Here is a 19,210-nt window from a genome sequence, read left to right on the forward strand (position 1 = left end):
CAGGGCACATCAGAATGTCTGAAGGATTTGATTTCATTGTTGCCGGAGGCGGCTCGGCAGGTTCGGTTATCGCCGCGCGCCTTTCCGAAGAACCGTCGGCGAAAGTGCTGTTGTTAGAGGCCGGCTCAACCGACCGCCACCCGTTCTTTCACCTGCCCGCCGGGTTTGCAAAAATGACCAAGGGCATCGGCAGCTGGGGTTGGTCCACGGTTCCGCAAAAGCATATGCAGAACAAGGTTTTCACCTACACGCAGGCCAAGGTGATTGGCGGCGGGTCGGCAATTAACGCGCAGATCTACACACGAGGCGCGGCGCAGGACTACGATGACTGGCGACAGATGGGGTGCGAGGGGTGGAGCTATGCTGACGTGCTGCCCTATTTCAAAAAGTCCGAAGACAATGACACTTATGAAGACGAATTCCACGGCAAGGGCGGACCGCTGGGCGTGTCCATGCCCGCAGCACCTCTGCCAATCTGCGACGCCTATATTAAGGCCGCCGGGGAATTGGGGATTCCTGAAACACGCGATGTGAATGGCGCGAAACAGGATGGCGCGGGGTACTATCAGTTGACCCAGCGCAACGCGCGGCGCTCATCTACCGCGATGGCGTTTATTGCGCCCAACCGCAGCCGCCCGAACCTGACGGTGCGCACCGGCGCACAAGTCCGCCGCATCATTGTGGACAAGGGCAGGGCGACTGGAGTCGAGATGGTGAACGGGGACAAGATCTCCGCCGCGAAAGAAGTCATTCTTTCCTCGGGTGCCATCGGTTCACCGCGCTTGTTGCAACTATCGGGCATTGGGCCAGCGGATCATTTGGACAGTCTTGGTATCGACGCGGTTTATCATCAACCTCAGGTCGGCGCGAACCTGCAAGACCATTTGGACTTGTACTCGATCTGCGAAGTGACCGGCCCGCACACCTACGACCGTTACGCTAAGCTGCACCTTTCAGCCTTCGCAGGCCTGCAATATCTTTTCACCCGCAAGGGACCGGTCGCGTCCAGTCTGTTTGAAACGGGTGGGTTCTGGTACGCCGATCCGGATGCGCGCTCACCTGACCTTCAAATGCATCTGGGGCTTGGCACCGGAATCGAGGCAGGGGTCGAGGCGATGCCCAATGGTGGAGTTACCCTGAACGCCTGTTTCCTGCGCCCAAGGTCACGCGGAACCGTCCGGTTGCAAAGCTCAGACCCCGCGGTCATGCCGCTGATCGATCCCAACTATCTGGCGGATTCTTATGATCGCGAGATGTCCATTCGGGGTCTAAAGCTGGTGCAGAACATCCTCGCACAGGATGCGCTGAAGCCGTACATCTTGGCCGAACGCTTGCCGGGTCCGGATGTGAAGACCAAGCAGGAGTATTTCGACTTTATCTGCGTACATTCCAAAACCTCGCACCACTGCGCTGGAACCTGCCGAATGGGCAGTGATGCCGAATCGGTGCTGGATCCGCGTCTGCGCTTCAACGGGATCGAAAGGCTGCGCGTCGCGGACGCGTCGATCATGCCGACGGTCAATTCATCGAATACCAACGCACCGACAATTATGATCGGCGAAAAGGCTGCTGACATGATCAAAAAAGATCAAGGCTTCTGAAAATGATCCGCCACATCGTACTGACCAAATTTCGCCCCGACGTGACCGAAAAGACCATCGGAGTCATCTACAAGGGCCTCGCAGCAGTATCTGAGGCCCTTCCCGGCGCCAGCGGGTTCACCGGGGGGCGCAGTAAAAGTCCCGAGCAGATCGAACGCGGATACATGCATGGGTTCGTAATCGATTTCGACGATTGGGCGGCGCTGGAGACGTATCAGAACAACGAAAAACACAAGGCGTTGGGCGCGCAACTTGTCGAGAACGCCGTAGGCGGTATCGACGGTATTCTGGTTCTGGATTTGGAGGTTTGAAACAATGAAACTGATTTTGCCAAATCCCGAAGGGAAGCTTGAACCCTATGCGCTGACTGGGACGCCATTGGTGCCGCGTGCGCCGCAAGTGCCTCTGACGCGGACGGCCTTTGCAGCAGCGCATGTGGTTTCAGACCCGCTGGCAGAACGTAGCCCTTGGGATGGACGCCCGGCCGTTGACTGGGACGCGACCTTGAGTTTTCGTCAGGGGCTTTGGGATCAGGGGTTGGGCCTGGCCGAGGCGATGGATACCGCGCAACGGGGTATGGGGGTCGATTGGGAGACCGCGTTGGAATTGATCCAACGCACGATGAAGGCTGCGCAGGTACACCCGTTGTCGCCTCGGGTGGCTTGTGGGGCAGGGACCGATCACTTGCCGCTGAGCGCGTTGAACACAGCGGGTGAAATCCTGTCAGCCTACGAGCATCAGGCCGAGGCGATTGAAGCCGTCGGAGGGCAATTGATCCTTATGGCGTCACGCGCCTTCCCAGCTATCGATGCGGGTCCGGACACCTACCATGATGTTTATCGCACGCTGATCGATGGGGCTGCGGTACCCATAATTCTCCATTGGTTGGGGGACATGTTCGATCCTGCGCTCAAGGGCTATTGGGGCAGTGCGGATGTTGATACGGCCAGTGATTTTGTGCTGTCCTTGATCAAGGAAAACCCTGCCAAAGTTGACGGAATCAAGATCTCTTTGCTGGACCAAGCGCACGAAGAAGCCTTCCGCGCTCGGCTGCCGGAAGGTGTACGCCTTTATACCGGGGACGATTTTAACTATGCGGACCTAATTGTCGGGGATGGAACACATTTTTCCCATGCTCTTCTTGGGATTTTCGCTGCTATCGCTCCAGCCGCCAGCCAAGCGCTTGAGGCGCTTGCGATGAATGACATGGATCGCTACAGTGCTCTGTTCGCGCCGACGGTGCCACTCAGCCGTGAGATTTTCCGCGCACCAACCCGGTTCTACAAGGCCGGTATTACGTACTTGGCGTGGCTGAACGGGTCGCAGTCCCATTTCATCATGCCGGGTGGCTTCCAATCCAGCCGCGACATCTGCCACTACGCGCAGGTCTTCAGGCTGGCGGATCAGGCCGGTTTGCTCTCGGATCCGGAACTGGCTAAAGCACGGATGACCACGCTTCTCAACCTGCATGGAGTTGAACAATAGCCTAAATGCGCAGACCCACGATCATAGATGTCGCCAACTCGGCGGGCGTTTCCAAGTCGACGGTCAGCCTTGTTTTGCAGGGCAGTCCGCAGGTGAAGCCAGAGACACGCAAGCTGGTTCATGCCGCCATGAAAGAGATTGGGTATGTCTACAACCGGTCGGCGGCAAATCTGCGATCCACGGGAACGGCGCTCATAGGCTTGGTTATCAACGACCTGAACAACCCATTTTTTACTGAGTTTGCGACTTCCTTGCAGATGGCACTGGGGTCCCGAGGCTATGCGGTTGTTGTGGCTAATACAAACGAAGACCCCGAGCTTCAGGATCAGGTGGTGGGCGCGATGCTGGAGCATGGGGTTTCCGCCTTGATCCTATCGCCTGCTTACGGCGATGTCTCAAACACCCTGTCTGCGGTCGAGCGAGCTGGCATCCCTTTGATGCAGGTCTTGCGACAGGTTGAAAGCGAAACGGGCAGATTTCCCTTTATCGCTCCTGATTACGCAGAAGGAGGACGCGCGGCAACGCAGTACCTGATCGAAACGGGCGCGCGGAACATCGCCTTCATCGGTGGTCTGGATGGCGCCGAAGTCACTCAGGAAAGACTGTCCGGCTATATCAGAGCAATGAAAGACAACCACTTGCAGCCTGTTGTTAAAACCGGGGAATCCAGCCGATCATTTGGACATAAGGCAACAGTCAGCCTCTTCAAGGAGCAACCGGCGTGCGATGCCGCGGTTTGTTTCAATGATCTTGTTGCTTTTGGGATGATTAATGCCTGCCATGAAGCTCAGGTAAAGATTGGCACGGAGTTTCAGATAGTCGGTTTCGACGACATCAAGGAAGCATCAGAATGCTGGCCAGCTTTGTCTACAGTACGTTGCGGCGTATCCGAGTTTGGAGAAAAAGTCGCGGACACTGTTTTGCTGTGGCTGCAGGATGGAGTCGCGCCAGCGCGGCACACGCGCACTTCAACGCGCTTGGTTTTGCGGCAAACCACGAAAGACACAGTATAGCAGAAGGTTATACCGGCCCTTGTCGAGAAGCTCCTAGCGTCTTGTCAGAATAACTTGGGTTGTGGTGGGTCGGGTGCTCTCGTAGCTTTCGCGCATGATTAAACAGTCGCCATTCAATTACTTCAAGACCAGTCCAGAGGTCATTCGTTTGGCTGTAATGCTATACGTTCGGTTCCCATTGCCGCTTCAAACGTGAAAGATCTAGTGCGTGTACAGGGAATTGAGGTGAGCCACGAAACCGTCCGATTTTAGTGGAACAAGTTCGGCCCGATGTTTGCCTCCGAGACCAGGCAAGAGCGAGCCCAGCAACTGCTCGCATTCTCGAAACAGAAGCAGCACGTGGATGAGGTCTTTGTGAAGGTGAATGGCAAGAGACACAACCTTTGGCGGGCCGTTTATCACGAAGGCAAGGTGCTGGAAGCCGCTTTCACCAAACGCCGAAACAAAGCTGCAGCATTGATATTCCTCAAGAAGTTATTGAAGCGCCATAGTTGTGTCGATGAGATCGTGACCGACTGTTTTGCACCCTATTAGGCTGCGCTCAGACAATTGGGTGCTCTCAAAAACAAAGGACGGGCAGGTGGCCCAACAACTGCGTCGAGAAATCACTTCTCCCGTTTCAACGACGCGAACGCGCCATGCAACGTTTCAGGCGCATGCGAAGCTTACAGAAATGCGCCTCCGTCCACTCCTGCATCTATAACCACTTCAACCCGGAAAAATCGCTAGCCAGCCGTGACACCTTCATGCTGACGCGCGCCGCCGCTCTGGCCGAGTGGCGCGAAATTGGCGCGAGATAAAAGACAGTGTCACCGGCTTATCAGAGACACGTTCGAATTCGTCTGACAGCTCCGCCACCAGAACAGGTTATAACTCGGAACTGCTCTGCGAATCCTTCTTATTGTTTTGTTTGCTCTGGGGGTGGGGTCTTTCTTAGCCTCTATCGATGATTTGGAAGTCACCATTCATGTGCCTCAACGCCGGTCCCAAGATCGTTCGGCTTCGCGTCATATCAAACGGCCCTCTGAGTACTCGGTGCGCAGGAAAAGCAAAAATAAGGATCCCTTCGACCAAAACGTGAAGCAGAGTCTGGTCAGCGCATGACAAATGGGTTCGACATTGGCTGGTCTGACGTATTCAGCCAGACAGTTTTGGTCCGGGTATAGTCGTGAATAGCCTCGACGCCCGCCTCCCTGCCATAACCGGATTGATTATAGCCACCGAAGGGCGCGATTGGGGATACGGCGCGGTAGGTGTTGATCCAGCAGATTCCCGATTTCAATCGCGATGACACACGATGGGCACGGGCGACATTTTCGGTGAAAACGCCGGACCCAAGCCCAAACTGCGAGTCGTTGGCCAATGCGATGGCTTCATCTTCCGTTTCGAAAGGCAAAAGGGACATCACAGGACCGAACATTTCGACCTTCAGGGTCTCTGTCTCGGCACTTGTGCATTCAACCAGCGTCGGGGCCATGTAGTTTCCTGGCCGGTCCAGTGGCGTACCACCAAAACGGATGCGCGCGCCTTGTTCTGTGGCCTTTGCCAAAGTCGCCTGAATTCTGGCAATCTGGGCGTCGGTACAAAGCGGGCCGATATGGGTGGCTTGTTCCAAAGGATCCCCGATAACGACGCCCTTCATCTTCTCTTCGATCTTTTCGGCCAGGGCATCCAGCACCGGACGATGTATCAGCCCGCGTGACCCAGCCACGCAGCTTTGGCCTGAGGCACCAAAGTTTCCTGCAATCAGGCCGTTTGCCGCGCCATCCAGGTTGGCATCATCAAAAACTATGATCGGAGACTTGCCGCCCAACTCCAACGTGGTTACCGCAAAGTTTTCAGCCGAGTTGCGCACCACGTGGCGTGCTGTCTGCGGTCCGCCAGTGAACGCGATCCGGTCGACCTCGGGATGCCGGGTGAGGGGGATCGAACAATTCTCGGCGTCGCCTGTAATGACGGAAACAACACCGGGCGGAAAACCCGCTTCATCGATCAGCCGCGCAAACTCCAGCATCGGAGCAGGCGCAATTTCTGATGCTTTCAGAACGACCGAACACCCTGCCGCAAGAGCCGGTCCAAGCTTGGTTGCGGTCAGGAACATCTGTGCATTCCAAGGCACGATCGCGACCACTACGCCAATGGGTTCGCGCCTGGTAAAGACATGCATATCCGGTTTGTCGATCGGCAGGACCGCACCTTCGATCTTGTCTGCGAGCCCTGCATAGTATCGATAATAATCACCGACATAGGCTGTCTGGCTTGCGGTTTCGGCCAGTAGCTTTCCGCTGTCCTTTGTCTCGAGCTCGCCCAGGAGTTTGGCGTTCTGTTCGATCAGGTCCGCAAGCCTGTACAGGAGTTTGCCGCGTCCGGTTTGCGTCATGTCGCGCCACGCTGGGTCATCAAGGGACCGGCGCGCCGCAGAAATGGCGCGGTCCACGTCATCTTTAGAAGCGCAGGCGAAACTGGACCATCCCTCACCCGTTGCGGGGTTTTGCGAACTCATCACCTGTCCGCGCGATCCTTCGGTCCATTCGCCGTCAATATAGAGTTGAAAGTGTGGTTTCTGGTTCATGATCGAGCCTCACTGAAACTTTGGCATTACGTCGTCGATGAAACGCGCCAGCGACGCGCGCTTGCGCTCGAAGCTCATGCCGCTGTCGATCCAGTACGAATACTCATCATAGCCAAGGTCTTCGTAGCGTTTCAGACGGTCCGTGACCCCATCCGCAGTACCGACGGTCAGATCACGAGCCAGGTTTTCCGGGGCCATCATAGCATTGGCCGCCATCTCTTCGTCCGTCAATTCCTGGATCAAGCCCTGTTGGACTGGCCGCTTGTTTTGGAACCAGGCCCCGAAGTAATTGTAGAAGCGGGATAAATCCTTTGCGGCCTGACCCAGGTCAGCATCATCGCGGCCAACATAGGTGTGGTGCAACAGCATGATTTTGGGGCGCGGGCCTTCGTAATTTGTGCAGGCGTCTTCAAAGCGACCCATCAGCGTTTCTATTTCCTCCATGCCCTGCCACAGCGGCGTAACCTGGATGTTAAAGCCGTTCTGTACGCCGAACTCATGGCTGTTTGGATCCCGCGCCGCGATCCAGATGGGCGGCCCGCCGGGTTGTACGGGCTTGGGGGCCGAGGTGGTGGCCGGGAATTGAAAGAACACTCCGTCATGCGCACAGTCACCGTCCCAAAGCTTGGGCAGGAGGGGGGCGATTTCGCGCATACGCTGGCCGGCTTCCCACGCATCCATGCCGGGCATCATCCGTTCATACTCGTAGGAATAGGCACCGCGCGCGATGCCCAGCTCAATTCGACCGCCCGTCATAAGGTCGGCCGCTGCCGCTTCGCCGGCCAGCTTGATCGGATGCCAGAATGGCGCAATCACTGTACCGGTGCCAAGCCGCACGTTTTTGGTGTGATGTGCAATATCCACCAGTGACATCAGCGGGTTGGGCGCGATGGTGAAGTCCATGCCATGGTGCTCGCCAGTCCAGACAGCGCGCATTCCGGCCTCATCGGCCATCTTGCACAGCTCAGTGAATTCTTCATACAGCTTCTCATGGGGCTGATCGGGGCTCAGCCGCTCCATGTGTGCAAATAGAGAAAACTCCATCATTCAGGTCCTTTCCGAGAGGCTGTGCGTGTCGCCCTGCTGCGCGTTGCCCAGATAAAGTGAGAAGTCGCGGGTTCGGCTTTCCAGTGCATAACGAGACATCATGGTGGCGATTGGAGGCGTCGCGTAAGAAAGGGTCGCCAAATCCTTGATTGCGACCGCCTCGAGATTGCCGTGCCGTGGAAGTTCCGCCGCATTGGCAAGTATGTAGACATGGTGCGTCGTGGCATCGTCATAGACCGAGTAGGCAACGCCCAGACGCGCGTCTATTCCACGAGCGTGCAGGTCTTGCCGAAGGCCGTTTCGCAATTGGCTCCGGTCTGAAAGCGTGACCTGGGGCGGTCTGAAACCAGCATCGTTTTTCTCCAGCAACATATGCCCTTCATGTTCGATGATTGCGCCGCAGACGACCTTTCGCCCTGTGGGTTCAAGCGCACCGCGTTCCAGACCGAGACTGAAATACCGTCCGTTCGCAAAGCCAAGCGCTGGGGTTTCGTTGTGGGAATACGCCTCGACCTGCCCGATCAAAACGCAATGGTCGCCTGCCTCGACCACCTGATGGGTCCGGCAGGAGAACGTCGCGACCGCGCCGTCGATCAGTGGAATGCCGCGCGCGTCGAGGGTGTGGCCAGCTTTGGCAAATCGATCACCTTTGAACCCGGCGAATGTGTTGGACACTTCTTCCTGCCCTTCGGCCAGAATATTCACCGCAAAATAGTTGCATGCTGAGAACTCGTCGTATGAAGACAGGCTTTTGCCGGGGCAGACCAAGATTAGCGGCGGGCCAAGCGAAACCGATGTGAAGGAATTTGCCGTGAAGCCCACGGCAGCGCCAGAGGCATTTCGTGTGGTAACGACTGTCACGCCGGTCATGAAGCTGCCAAAAGCGCGCCGGAGGTCACTGGGGTCGAGTTTGGTCATGGTTGCACCTCGCTCAGAAAGCTGGAAATGGCGGCGTTGACCTGAATTGCATGTGTCATCGGCATCATATGTGCCGCACCGTCAATGACCTGCGCCCGCCCGTTCGGTGTGGCATCTGCCATGTTTCGGGACATGTCGGGGGTGGAGTTCGGCTCCAGACTGCCGGTCAGAAAAAGCGCTGGGCAGGCAAGTTTCACCAACTCGTCGCGCCGCGGACTTTGGCTTTGGGCAAAAACCGTATAGGCCAACTTGTAGGCTGCTGGATCCATGGCCATCAGCCATTCACGACAGGCATCGCGTTCAGGTGAGGCGGCATCGCCGAACCACCGGCGCAACGTGCCCGTCGGATCGGCCTGTGTTTCGCCGTCCAGTTCCGAGGCCCGATCCTGTACCGCCTGCGCTGCTTTTGCACTGCGTTCAAAAATGGCATTCAATGCCACGACGCCACGGACCTGATCCGGTGCTTTGGCGGCAAGTTCCAGCGCGATCATGGCGCCCATCGAGTGGCCGACCAAAACGACCGGCCCATTCAGACAACCCAGAACACTCAATGCCGCATTGATGTAGTCCGACAGCTCGCCGCCTGAATCACCAAGCGGGCTTTCTCCGTGACCGGGCATGTCCGGAGCGGTCAGGCGGCTCGCAGAGGCAAGTGCGTCCAACTGAGCGCCCCAGGCTTCAGCCCGCAAGCCAACGCCATGCAGCAACAGAACGTCCGGTCCTGAGCCAGCTTGAATTGCGGCCAACCCGCCGATCTCAGACCGCGGCCGGGTTGTCCACGTCATGGCCCAAGTCCTTAAGGTCCTGATAACGGTCGCCGATGCGGTGATGCGGTCTGCCCGAGGTTGCCGCGCCCAGTACAACGACAATCTCGTCGTCGCGTGGCGCGTCCGGGATCGAGAATTGAATGGTCAGGTAGTGAGAACGCCGACCGGCATCGTTCTTGTCCATCAATGGCGCCATGATCGGCGCATTCGCCGGGCCACGTGTGTTTGTAAACGCCAGATAGGATTTAGCGGCAACCGCCTGCCGGTAATGATTGCCGAACCGCAGAGTATGAATAAGGCCCGAAGCATGCTCGACCTCGCCATTCAGCCCGACGACGGCTGCCTTGCCATAAGCTTCGATTGCGTCACCACTCCCGGCCAATGCAATCATGCGGTCTGTCATCATCTTGCCAAGAACGGGGCCATAGGCCTGAATTTCAGGTTTAAGGTCTTCGACGTACCGACCGGCCCATGGATTGGTGACTATTGCGGCCACGGCAAACATGCGCCACGGGGTTTCCACGGGGCGAAACCCTTCGACAAGAACCTCCTCGTCGTAGGTTACAATCTTGCGTATCTCTGGCTGCATCTTAACCCTCCTGTCGCGCTGGCAGAGGTTAGAAATGGCCGTGGATTTTGACAAATGATTGAATTATGTGCTTTTACATTAAAAAGACTAATGGCCAGCTTGACCAATGGGGAAATCACTTCCGCCTCTGACCTGGTTCCGATCCTTTGAGGCTGCGGCTCGCACCCTGAGCTTTACGGCGGCGGCGGAAGAAATCGGGCTGACGCAATCGGCAGTTAGTCAGCAGGTAAAATCTCTTGAGATGCGATTGGGGACCGCACTTTTTGTCCGGCATCCGCGCAGTCTGGCCCTGACAGATGCCGGGCGAAAACTGTTGCCCGAAGTTGGCAGCGCGCTTGAAGTCCTGGCCGCTGCCGCCGGAAGGGCCGATGCCAGCGCACCAGGCGATGTTTTGACGGTGGCGACATCTGTCAGCATCGCACAATGGGTCATCGCCCCGCATCTTTCGGACTTCGCCACGCGCCATCCCGACATTAGCGTGCGGCTGTTAAGTGCAATCTGGCCTGACGATTTTCACGCGTCCCAGGCTGACGTTCAGGTCCGGTTTGGGTCAGAAAAACAAGTGGGGCAGGGGTCCGAGCGCTTAAGGCCGGACGGCCTGGTTGCATTCAAGGCGCCGACACTTGCCGGAGACCCGTTTGACCTTCCCCTGATTGAGGCAGTCGGTACGTCAAGCGGTTGGAATACATGGTTCGAAAAGCAGGACGTGCGGCGTCAGCCAACCGTTTTTGTCGATACATTCGGCATGGCGCTTCAACTGGCCGTTCATGGCAGCGGGGTCGCTCTGGTCAGCGAATTTCTGGCGAAACACGCGATTGCGTCCGGTTTGGTCGAACGCGCGCATAGCTGCTCTGTCGAATGCAACGAGGGATATTACCTTTCCGCCGATACCTCCAATCCCGCAGCCGTGTTGTTTCATGACTGGTTGCTTGAACAGATTAGCGATTGATCAGGCATCGACACTTAATAGTCCGTGCCGTTCTTAGGGTTTCACGAACATTTTTCGTGGTCGTTGGCACAAACACTCGGCTGGTCCGCTTTCCCCGATCAGGATCGACTCGGTAATCGCAAGACCCCAATCATCCATCCAAAGTCCCGGCATAAAATGAAACGTCATGCCAGCTTCGAGGATCGTATTGTCTTCGTCCCGCAGCGAAATCGTGCGTTCGCCCCAATCCGGAGGATAGCTGAGGCCGATGGGATAGCCGCAGCGAGCACCGCGTTCGATACCGGCGCGTTCGAGCGGTGCCGCCAGCGCCTTGGCGATGTCACTCGCGCGATTGCCGGGTCTTGCGGCCTCCAGACCCGCCTCCAGTCCTTCAACCAAAGCTTCCTCGGCTCTTTTGAGGTGATCAGGTGGCTGACCCAGAAATACCGATCGACAGAAAGGCGCGTGATAGCGGCGATAGCACCCTGAAAGCTCAAAGAACGTGCATTCACCCGACTTGAAAACATCACCATTCCAGGTCAGATGCGGCGCGGCGGCGTCAGATCCCGACGGCAGAAGTGGCACGATGGCGGCGTAGTCCCCCCAATCATCACCGACGCCGGTAATCGCATCATGATATATCTGCGCGACCAGTTCATTCTTGCGCAACCCGGGTTCAACGCGTTCAAGGACGCCGTCAGTAACAAACTCCGATATTCGGGCCGCCTTGCGCATCAGGGTGATTTCTTCGTCGGATTTCACGGCTCGTTGCCAGTTTACCAAAGCCGTTGCATCAATCACTGTTGCCTCAGGCAATTCGGACGTCAGCGCAATATGGGCTTTGGCCGAATAGTAGTAGTTGTCCAGTTCCACCCCAATTCGGCTAGCGCCATGCCCGCATTTGACAATCAGCTGCGCCAAATCCTGCATCGGATGCCGTGTGGTCGATTGCACGAAATGATCCGCGTATCCGAAAACCCGATCGTCCCCCATCCACACTGTGCGTAGCGCACCGTTTGTGTCCTGACGGCGTCCCCACCAGATCGGGTCCGCATCAAGAAAGATCAGGGCGCCCTGGTGAACGTAAAAAGACCAACCCTCGTACCCGGTGAGCCACCCGATGTTCGAGGGATCTTCGACAAACAGGCAGTCTATTCCTTTTGCGACCATCGCCTCTCGGGTCTTGGCAAGACGGCGATCATACTCGGCCTGACTGAAGGCTGGATCGGAATGGGTCATGGGCGTCTCCAGTTAGCAACAGACTTTGGTTGACAGAACCCTACCGATCGGCTCACGTCAACGAACCAAAATTGGGGGGGGCATGAAGACCGATATCAATCCACACCGATTGGACCGAAGAACTGCGCCAACTGTGCCGTATCGTTCCAACGTTTCGGCCTGCACGTGGGACACCAGCGCTGTGGTCGCCGAATGAGGGGGTTCGAGCCAACGGAATTCGCGAATCGTACCAAACGCGCGCAGGCGTTGATGGATGACGCAGGTTTGTCCGCGCTGTTGCTTACCACGGAAACCGACGTGCGGTACTTTACCGGATACCTGACCAGGTTCTGGGAAAGCCCGACCCGCCCCTGGTTCCTGATCTTGCCTGCGGCCGGTAAACCTGTCGCTGTTATTCCCTCCATCGGTGCTTCGCTGATGGGGCAGACTTGGATTGATGATATCCGAACGTGGAGTTCACCCGACCTGCAGGACGACGGCGTCTCGCTTCTGGCCGATGCCCTGAGGGAGTTGACGCCAGCCGACGGTCGTATCGGAATGCCCGATGGTCACGAGACCCACGCGCGTATGCCCATGTCGGATATTGAACGTCTGCGTATCAGTCTTGGCTCGCGCCGTGTCACAGGAGACCACGGTATTTTGCGCCAACTGCGCACGGTCAAATCCGAGGCAGAGATCACCAAAATCGAAACCGCATGCGGCATAGCCGGTCGGGCATTCGCCCGAGTTCCCGAGATTGCCCGGGTCGGCGTGCCTTTGGATGAGGTTTTTCGTCGTTTCCAGATACTCTGTCTGGAGGAAGGTGCCGACTGGGTGCCGTATCTCGCGGGTGGGGCAGAGCAGGGCGGTTACTCTGACGTGATTTCGCCTGCCTCTTCGTCGCCTTTGGCGATTGGCGATGTACTGATGCTTGACACCGGCCTGGTCTGGGATGGGTATTTCAGCGATTTCGACCGCAACTGGTCTGTGGGTCCTGCAAATCCCGACGTGAAATCTGCTTACGCTAGGCTGATTGAAGCGTCCGACGCTGCGTTCGAAATCGCGCGGCCCGGCGCGACCGCGGCGGACTTGTTTCATGCCATGAATACGGTGCTGACCAAGGACTCTGAAGGCACGGATGCAGGGCGATTGGGACACGGATTGGGAATGTCGCTGACCGAATGGCCGTCTCTTATCCCGACGGACCAAACCGTCCTTGAACCTGGTATGGTGCTGACGTTGGAGCCGGGTATTGCGGTTGGTGACAAGATATTGGTTCACGAAGAAAACATCGTTGTAACAGCCGACGCCCCGCGGTTTATCAGCCCGCGCATCGGGCCGGAGATGATCGAGCTATGACCCACGTTCCCTACACGCTTGACGAAGACGACCCGCAGGCTTCGCCGCTTGGGTTGATTGTTCTGCAAGTCGACGAAACGATTGAGCCGGAATTCAGTGCGTATTTCTCAGACCGGAAGAACCCGCTTTACATAACGCGAATACCCAGTGGAATCGAGGTAACAACCGAGAGCCTTGCGGAAATGGAGAAAGCCCTGCCGGCGGCGGCGGGGTTGTTGCCAGGCGCGCGGCCTTTTCGGGTGGTTGGATATGGCTGCACGTCGGCCAGTTCGGTCATTGGATCAGAGCGTGTGGCAGAGCTTGTAAAGCAGGCGTGCAATACAGATGAAGTGACAAATCCATTGCGTGCCGCTACGGCCTGCGCTGCGCACCTGGGTGTTTCGAAATTCGCGCTGCTTTCTCCTTACATCGAGGAGGTCAACGCACCGCTGCGAAACGCGTTCTCGGAAAACGGAATAACCATGGATGTATTTGGAACCTTCGGGCAGGCCGAAGAGGCAAAGGTTGCGCGGATTTCGGTCCAATCCGTGGTTGAAGCCGCAACTGAACTGGGATCTGATCCGTCGGTTGAAGCCGTCTTCCTTAGCTGCACGAACCTTCGCACCCTTGATGCTATCCCCGAGATTCGTGAGCAGATCGGCAAGCCGGTTCTTTCGAGTAATCAAAGCCTTGCATGGCATATGCGTCGCCTCAACGGTGTTCACTGAGCGGTAAAGTTAAATTCAAAATGCGGAAATGCGCTATATATTGTTGCCAAGTGCCTACTGCATGGTCTTAACTGCTGCTTACAGATCAATGAAATCCGATACTCTCGGATAATCATTTGACGAAACAGGGGGTCTTGTGACCGGTACATTGAACGACGCCGCGTTTGTCGAATTCCAACGCGTTCAGAAGTCTTATGATGGCGAGAACCTCGTCGTTAAAGATCTAAATCTTGCGATGCCCAAGGGTGAGTTTCTGACAATGCTCGGGCCGTCAGGTTCGGGTAAGACGACATGTCTTATGATGCTCGCAGGGTTTGAAACCGCCACCCACGGTGAAATCCTGCTTGATGGCAAGCCCATCAACAATATTCCACCGCACAAGCGCGGAATCGGTATGGTTTTCCAGAACTATGCTCTGTTTCCGCACATGACAGTGGCCGAAAACCTTTCGTTCCCGTTGGAGGTCCGCAAGCTGGGCAAGTCCGAGCGGGAGGAAAAGGTTCAGCGCGCTTTGGATATGGTTCAGATGGGCCAATTTGGAGGTCGACGTCCGGCTCAGTTGTCCGGTGGCCAACAACAGCGGATCGCCTTGGCGCGCGCCCTGGTTTTCGAACCCGAACTGGTTTTGATGGACGAACCCCTGGGCGCATTGGACAAACAGCTGCGCGAGCATATGCAGTTCGAAATCACGCGCCTTGCGCATGAACTGGGAATCACCACGGTCTACGTTACTCACGACCAGACCGAGGCCCTGACCATGTCAGATCGTGTTGCCGTGTTTGACGATGGCCGCATTCAGCAGCTTGCGCCGCCTGATCAGCTGTACGAAGAACCGGAAAACAGCTTTGTTGCGCAATTCATCGGGGAAAACAACACCTTGGAAGGTGTCGTTAAATCGATTGGTGGTGGCACATGTGTTGTCCAACTGGATGATGGCTCTGAAATCGACGCGGTTCCGATCAATGTTCACAAACCGGGTGAACGGACCAAGGTGTCGATCCGGCCTGAGCGGGTAGAATTCAACAAGAATCGCCTGCACGCGGATGCGCATACTCTGAAGGCAACCGTCGAAGAGTTCATTTATATGGGCGACGTTTTCCGGTTCCGGATGTCCGTCGCAGGAAACGATGACTTCATAGTCAAAACCCGGAACGCACCAGACGCAATCCGCCTGTCCCCGGGGCAGGAGATCGAGATTGGTTGGCTGGCTCAGGATTGTCGTGCGCTCGACGCATAGACCAAGTCGCGCGGAACAAGCGCGACCTCACTGAGGGACTGGCTGGTGAATACCCGTGCATCAGCCGACCACACACATAAACGGGAAGAACTGGGAGTTATACATGAAAACAACCAAAACATTGTTGACAGCAGCGGCACTCGGGGTGGTTGCTGGCGGTGCCTTCGCACAGGAAATGACCATCGTTTCCTGGGGCGGGGCCTATTCCAAGTCGCAGCTGAAGGCCTATCACGAGCCCTATTCCGAGAAGACCGGGGTGACCATCCTGAACGATGACAGCTCGAACGAAGCTGTGGCCAAGCTGCGTGCGATGAACGAAGCGGGCAACATCACCTGGGATGTGGTTGACGTTGTCGCTGCGGATGCAATTCGTCTGTGCGATGAAGGGCTTGCGCTTGAAATCGACTTTGACACCCAACTCGCTCCGGCGCCCGATGGAACACCGGCCTCCGAGGATTTCGGCGACCTGCTGGTCAGCGACTGCTTTATCCCGCAGATCGTCTACTCCACCACCTTCGGTTACCGCACCGATCTGGTGGGCGATACTCCACCGACCGACATCTGCGCCGTGTTCGATCTGGAAACCTATCCCGGCAAGCGTTCGCTGGAAAAACGCCCGATCAACAATATGGAATGGGCGCTGCTTTGTGATGGCGTGGCCAAAGATGACGTCTATGACGTCTTGGCCACTGCCGATGGTCAGGACCAGGCGCTGGCCAAGCTGGACACCATTAAAGACAGCGTTGTCTGGTGGTCCGCCGGTGCGGACACACCGCAGTTGCTGGCCGATGGCGAGGTTGTGATGGGTTCGACCTATAACGGCCGTTTGTTCAGCGTGATCGAAGAGCAGAAGCAGCCCGTCGCCATGCTTTGGGACGCGCAGGTGTTCGATCTGGACGGCTGGATCATCCCGGCCGGCCTGAGCGAAGAGCGTCAGCAGCGTGCGCTGGACTACATTATGTTCGCGACCGATACGCAGCGTCTGGCGGATCAGGCCAAGTACATCTCGTACGGCCCGGCACGCGCTTCGTCGGCTCCGTTGGTTGGTCAGCACGCCGATCTGGGTATCGACATGGCACCGCACATGCCGACCGATCCGGAGAACGCCAAGAACACGTTCCTTTACAACTACGAGTTCTGGGCTGACTACCGCGACGATATCGACGCCAAATTCCAGGCGTGGCTGGCGCAATAAGCAGCCGTTGAATTGGTGACACTGTCAGGGGCGGATTCCTGCCCCTGACCCAGAAAAAGCCAAGGGACAACAATGACTGACGCAACCCAAAACGCGGGCCCCATGCTGGCCGCTGATGGAACACCGCTTAAGCAGTCGCTGGCGCGTTCGCTACGACGGCAAAAGCTCCGGGCGTTGATGTTGGTTGCGCCGCTTCTTCTGTTTGTCCTGTTTTCATTCCTTGTTCCCATTGCATCGATGCTGTTCCGGTCGGTTGAAAACAGCATCGTGTCCGACACTCTTCCATTGACTGTTGAGGCCCTGAACAACTGGGACGAACAATCAGGAGAGTTGCCGGGCGAGGATGTGTATGACGCATTCGTGCGCGACATGATTGTTGCGATTGACAACAAAGAGCACACAAAGCTCGGCACGCGTTTGAACTATGAAGAGACTGGTATGTCCTCGATGTTCCGCAAATCCGGGCGTCAGATCAAAAAACTGGATCCTGAAACGGACGGGCCGTTCAAGGAGAAGTTGATCGAGATCCACGACGGCTGGGGGGATCCACAAACCTGGCGGGTGATGAAAACCCATTCACCGACGATCACCAACGGTTACTTCCTGAATGCCGTCGATATGCGCAGAACGCCGGAAGGGGCGCAGGCCCAACCGGAAGACAAGCAGATCCTCATCAAGCTTTTCGGACGCACGCTGTTCATGTCGCTCGTCATTACGGGTGCCTGTATCTTGCTTGCGTACCCTGTCAGCTATCTATTGGCGACGCTTCCGATGCGGGTGTCGAACCTGTTGATGATCCTGGTGCTGCTGCCATTCTGGACATCCCTTCTGGTTCGGACATCGGCCTGGAAAGTCATGTTGCAACAACAGGGGGTCATAAACGATACACTTGTTTGGTTGGGGCTGGTAGCGGACGACTCTCGACTGATCATCATCAACAACCAGATCGGCACAATCGTCGCGATGACGCATATCTTGCTGCCGTTTATGATCCTGCCAATGTATTCAGTGATGCAGACCATTCCGGCCACTTACACGCGCGCGGCCAAATCCATGGGTGCGACGAACTGGACGACTTTCTGGCGTATCTACTTCCCGCAATCCATTCCGGGGATCGGCGCCGGGTCGATCCTCGTGTTCATTCTGGCGATCGGTTACTACATTACGCCCGAGATCGTGGGCGGAACCAAAGGCGTCTTTATTTCGAACCGGATCGCCTATCACATCTCGTCCTCATTGAACTGGGGGCTTGCCGCGGCCTTGGGTACGATCCTTCTGGGGGTCGTGCTGCTGCTCTACTGGGTCTACGACAAGATCGTGGGCATCGATAACGTGAAGTTGGGATAATCAAGATGGCTGCACTGACACCGATATCCCGCAAACCCATGTCCATGGTTCTGCCCAGTGTCGCACTGGCAGGGGCTTTTGCCGGCATCTTTGTCGGCGCAGGAAATGGCTCGGTTTTTCTTGGCATTCTGGGTGGAGCTGTCCTGATTACGGGGCTGGCCTGGGTCTACATAAATCTTGTTAAGAATGAAAAACTCGCACGGTGGATCAACATCGTCGGATTCGGCGTCATAGGGTTTTTGGTGGCCGGCCTGATGGGCGGCGTCTTGGGTTTACTCGGCGGCTGGTTTTTCGTCTGGTTTATCTACTGGCTGTACGAGGGGCGCTATCGGCGCAAGCTTTTGCCGTACCTGACAGCGCAACAGGTGTTTTACCACTATCTGTTTCGCGTGATCTGTGGTGCGATCTTCGTCTTCCTGATCACGCCGATCCTTGTGGTGCTGCCGCTGTCGTTCAACGCGCAGGACTTCTTCACCTTTACGCCCGAGATGCTGCGGCTGGACCCGGAAGGCTATTCGCTCAAGCACTATCGGGACTTCTTCACCAACAACGAATGGCAGCGCAGCTTCAAGAACTCGCTCATCATTGCGCCGATTGCGACGGTTATTTCGGTATCGCTGGGAACTCTGGCCGCCATTGGTCTTAGCCAGTCCCACGTTCCCGGGCGCCGCGCGATCATGGGTATTCTGATTTCCCCGATGATTGTCCCGCTGATCATCTCGGCGACGGGCATGTTCTTTTTCTACAGCGATATCGGACGGTTCCTTGAAGGCACGCTGGGCATGAACAAGAACTTCGTGGGCTATCTGAAAGTGATTTTGGCCCACGCCGTGCTGGGTATTCCCTTTGTGATCATAACCGTGACGGCGACTCTGGTCGGTTTTGACCGGTCCCTGACCCGGGCTGCGGCCAATATGGGCGCGGGGCCGGTGCGGACCTTCTTCAAGATCCAGATGCCGCTGATCCTGCCCGGCGTCATCTCGGGTGGTCTGTTTGCCTTCATCACGTCATTCGACGAAGTGGTCGTGGTACTGTTTGTCGGTTCCGCCAGCCAGAAGACCTTGCCGTGGCAGATGTTCACCGGCCTGCGTGAGCAGATCAGCCCGACCATTCTGGCGGTTGCGACAATCCTGGTGGTCTTGTCGATTGCCCTGTTGACCACGGTCGAACTGTTGCGGCGCCGTTCCGAACGGTTGCGGGGTCTTTCGCCCGCTTGACGTAGCAAAC

At 56.7% G+C, this 19,210-nt stretch carries 17 protein-coding genes and 1 pseudogene; 12 read left to right on the plus strand and 6 right to left on the minus strand.

The window, feature by feature from the left end; genetic code table 11:
- Nucleotides 1-14 precede the first annotated feature (14 nt).
- The 5 genes and pseudogenes from ACR3EQ_RS01305 (at nucleotide 15) to ACR3EQ_RS01325 (ending at nucleotide 4,899) form a co-directional block, all read left to right on the plus strand.
- Nucleotides 15-1,601, plus strand: coding sequence for a GMC family oxidoreductase (locus ACR3EQ_RS01305; RefSeq protein WP_480489600.1), 1,587 nt, complete (start codon nucleotides 15-17; stop codon nucleotides 1,599-1,601).
- 2 nt (nucleotides 1,602-1,603) lie between these two features.
- The gene (locus ACR3EQ_RS01310) at nucleotides 1,604-1,912 is read left to right on the plus strand and encodes a Dabb family protein (RefSeq protein ID WP_170614511.1); all 309 of its coding nucleotides are present in this window, start codon (nucleotides 1,604-1,606) and stop codon (nucleotides 1,910-1,912) included.
- Between the two features lie 4 nt (nucleotides 1,913-1,916).
- Nucleotides 1,917-3,086, plus strand: coding sequence for a dihydrodipicolinate synthase family protein (locus ACR3EQ_RS01315; protein ID WP_480489601.1), 1,170 nt, complete (start codon nucleotides 1,917-1,919; stop codon nucleotides 3,084-3,086).
- 5 nt (nucleotides 3,087-3,091) lie between these two features.
- On the plus strand, nucleotides 3,092-4,099 hold the full coding sequence (locus tag ACR3EQ_RS01320) for a LacI family DNA-binding transcriptional regulator (protein ID WP_480441284.1): 1,008 nt from the start codon (nucleotides 3,092-3,094) through the stop codon (nucleotides 4,097-4,099).
- Between the two features lie 94 nt (nucleotides 4,100-4,193).
- Nucleotides 4,194-4,899, plus strand: a pseudogene (locus tag ACR3EQ_RS01325) (IS6 family transposase).
- Nucleotides 4,900-5,192: 293 nt separating this feature from the next.
- On the opposite strand, the gene ACR3EQ_RS01330 reads toward ACR3EQ_RS01325, so the two are convergent.
- The 5 genes from ACR3EQ_RS01330 to ACR3EQ_RS01350 are packed head-to-tail and all read right to left on the minus strand — an operon-like array spanning nucleotide 5,193 to nucleotide 9,992.
- A complete protein-coding gene (locus tag ACR3EQ_RS01330; RefSeq protein WP_480489602.1) occupies nucleotides 5,193-6,671 on the minus strand; it encodes an aldehyde dehydrogenase in 1,479 nt (492 codons plus the stop codon).
- Between the two features lie 9 nt (nucleotides 6,672-6,680).
- On the minus strand, nucleotides 6,681-7,715 hold the full coding sequence (locus ACR3EQ_RS01335; RefSeq protein ID WP_480491728.1) for an LLM class flavin-dependent oxidoreductase: 1,035 nt from the start codon (nucleotides 7,713-7,715) through the stop codon (nucleotides 6,681-6,683).
- 3 nt (nucleotides 7,716-7,718) lie between these two features.
- Nucleotides 7,719-8,636, minus strand: a complete 918-nt coding sequence (locus tag ACR3EQ_RS01340; protein WP_170614515.1) for a flavin reductase family protein — start codon at nucleotides 8,634-8,636, stop codon at nucleotides 7,719-7,721.
- Complete coding sequence (locus tag ACR3EQ_RS01345) at nucleotides 8,633-9,421, minus strand: alpha/beta fold hydrolase (protein ID WP_170614516.1); 789 nt, start codon at nucleotides 9,419-9,421, stop codon at nucleotides 8,633-8,635. Before ACR3EQ_RS01345 ends, ACR3EQ_RS01340 begins: the two co-directional genes overlap by 4 nt.
- On the minus strand, nucleotides 9,393-9,992 hold the full coding sequence (locus ACR3EQ_RS01350) for an amino acid synthesis family protein (RefSeq protein ID WP_480489603.1): 600 nt from the start codon (nucleotides 9,990-9,992) through the stop codon (nucleotides 9,393-9,395). Before ACR3EQ_RS01350 ends, ACR3EQ_RS01345 begins: the two co-directional genes overlap by 29 nt.
- 106 nt (nucleotides 9,993-10,098) lie before the next feature.
- On the opposite strand from ACR3EQ_RS01350, the gene ACR3EQ_RS01355 reads away from it, so the two are divergent.
- Nucleotides 10,099-10,941: a LysR family transcriptional regulator gene (locus ACR3EQ_RS01355; protein WP_480489604.1), complete on the plus strand. Its 843-nt coding sequence runs from the start codon at nucleotides 10,099-10,101 to the stop codon at nucleotides 10,939-10,941.
- 33 nt (nucleotides 10,942-10,974) lie between these two features.
- On the opposite strand, the gene ACR3EQ_RS01360 is transcribed toward ACR3EQ_RS01355, so the two are convergent.
- The gene (locus tag ACR3EQ_RS01360; protein WP_170614519.1) at nucleotides 10,975-12,159 is read right to left on the minus strand and encodes a M24 family metallopeptidase; all 1,185 of its coding nucleotides are present in this window, start codon (nucleotides 12,157-12,159) and stop codon (nucleotides 10,975-10,977) included.
- Nucleotides 12,160-12,351: 192 nt separating this feature from the next.
- Between ACR3EQ_RS01360 and ACR3EQ_RS01365 the strand changes: the two genes are divergently transcribed.
- From ACR3EQ_RS01365 to ACR3EQ_RS01390, 6 genes are all read left to right on the plus strand, one after another.
- Nucleotides 12,352-13,497 carry a M24 family metallopeptidase gene (locus ACR3EQ_RS01365; protein WP_480489605.1) on the plus strand — a complete coding sequence of 382 codons (1,146 nt, stop codon included), beginning with the start codon at nucleotides 12,352-12,354 and terminating at the stop codon, nucleotides 13,495-13,497.
- Nucleotides 13,494-14,204, plus strand: coding sequence for an aspartate racemase/maleate isomerase family protein (locus tag ACR3EQ_RS01370; RefSeq protein WP_170614521.1), 711 nt, complete (start codon nucleotides 13,494-13,496; stop codon nucleotides 14,202-14,204). Before ACR3EQ_RS01365 ends, ACR3EQ_RS01370 begins: the two co-directional genes overlap by 4 nt.
- A 136-nt stretch (nucleotides 14,205-14,340) precedes the next feature.
- On the plus strand, nucleotides 14,341-15,441 hold the full coding sequence (locus tag ACR3EQ_RS01375) for an ABC transporter ATP-binding protein (RefSeq protein ID WP_170614522.1): 1,101 nt from the start codon (nucleotides 14,341-14,343) through the stop codon (nucleotides 15,439-15,441).
- Nucleotides 15,442-15,544: 103 nt separating this feature from the next.
- Complete coding sequence (locus tag ACR3EQ_RS01380; protein WP_170614523.1) at nucleotides 15,545-16,636, plus strand: extracellular solute-binding protein; 1,092 nt, start codon at nucleotides 15,545-15,547, stop codon at nucleotides 16,634-16,636.
- 72 nt (nucleotides 16,637-16,708) lie between these two features.
- Complete coding sequence (locus ACR3EQ_RS01385; RefSeq protein ID WP_170614524.1) at nucleotides 16,709-17,983, plus strand: ABC transporter permease; 1,275 nt, start codon at nucleotides 16,709-16,711, stop codon at nucleotides 17,981-17,983.
- A gap of 5 nt (nucleotides 17,984-17,988) precedes the next feature.
- A complete protein-coding gene (locus ACR3EQ_RS01390; protein WP_170614525.1) occupies nucleotides 17,989-19,200 on the plus strand; it encodes an ABC transporter permease in 1,212 nt (403 codons plus the stop codon).
- Nucleotides 19,201-19,210: the final 10 nt, after the last annotated feature.

The organism is Ruegeria sp. AN11 (genome assembly GCF_056536005.1).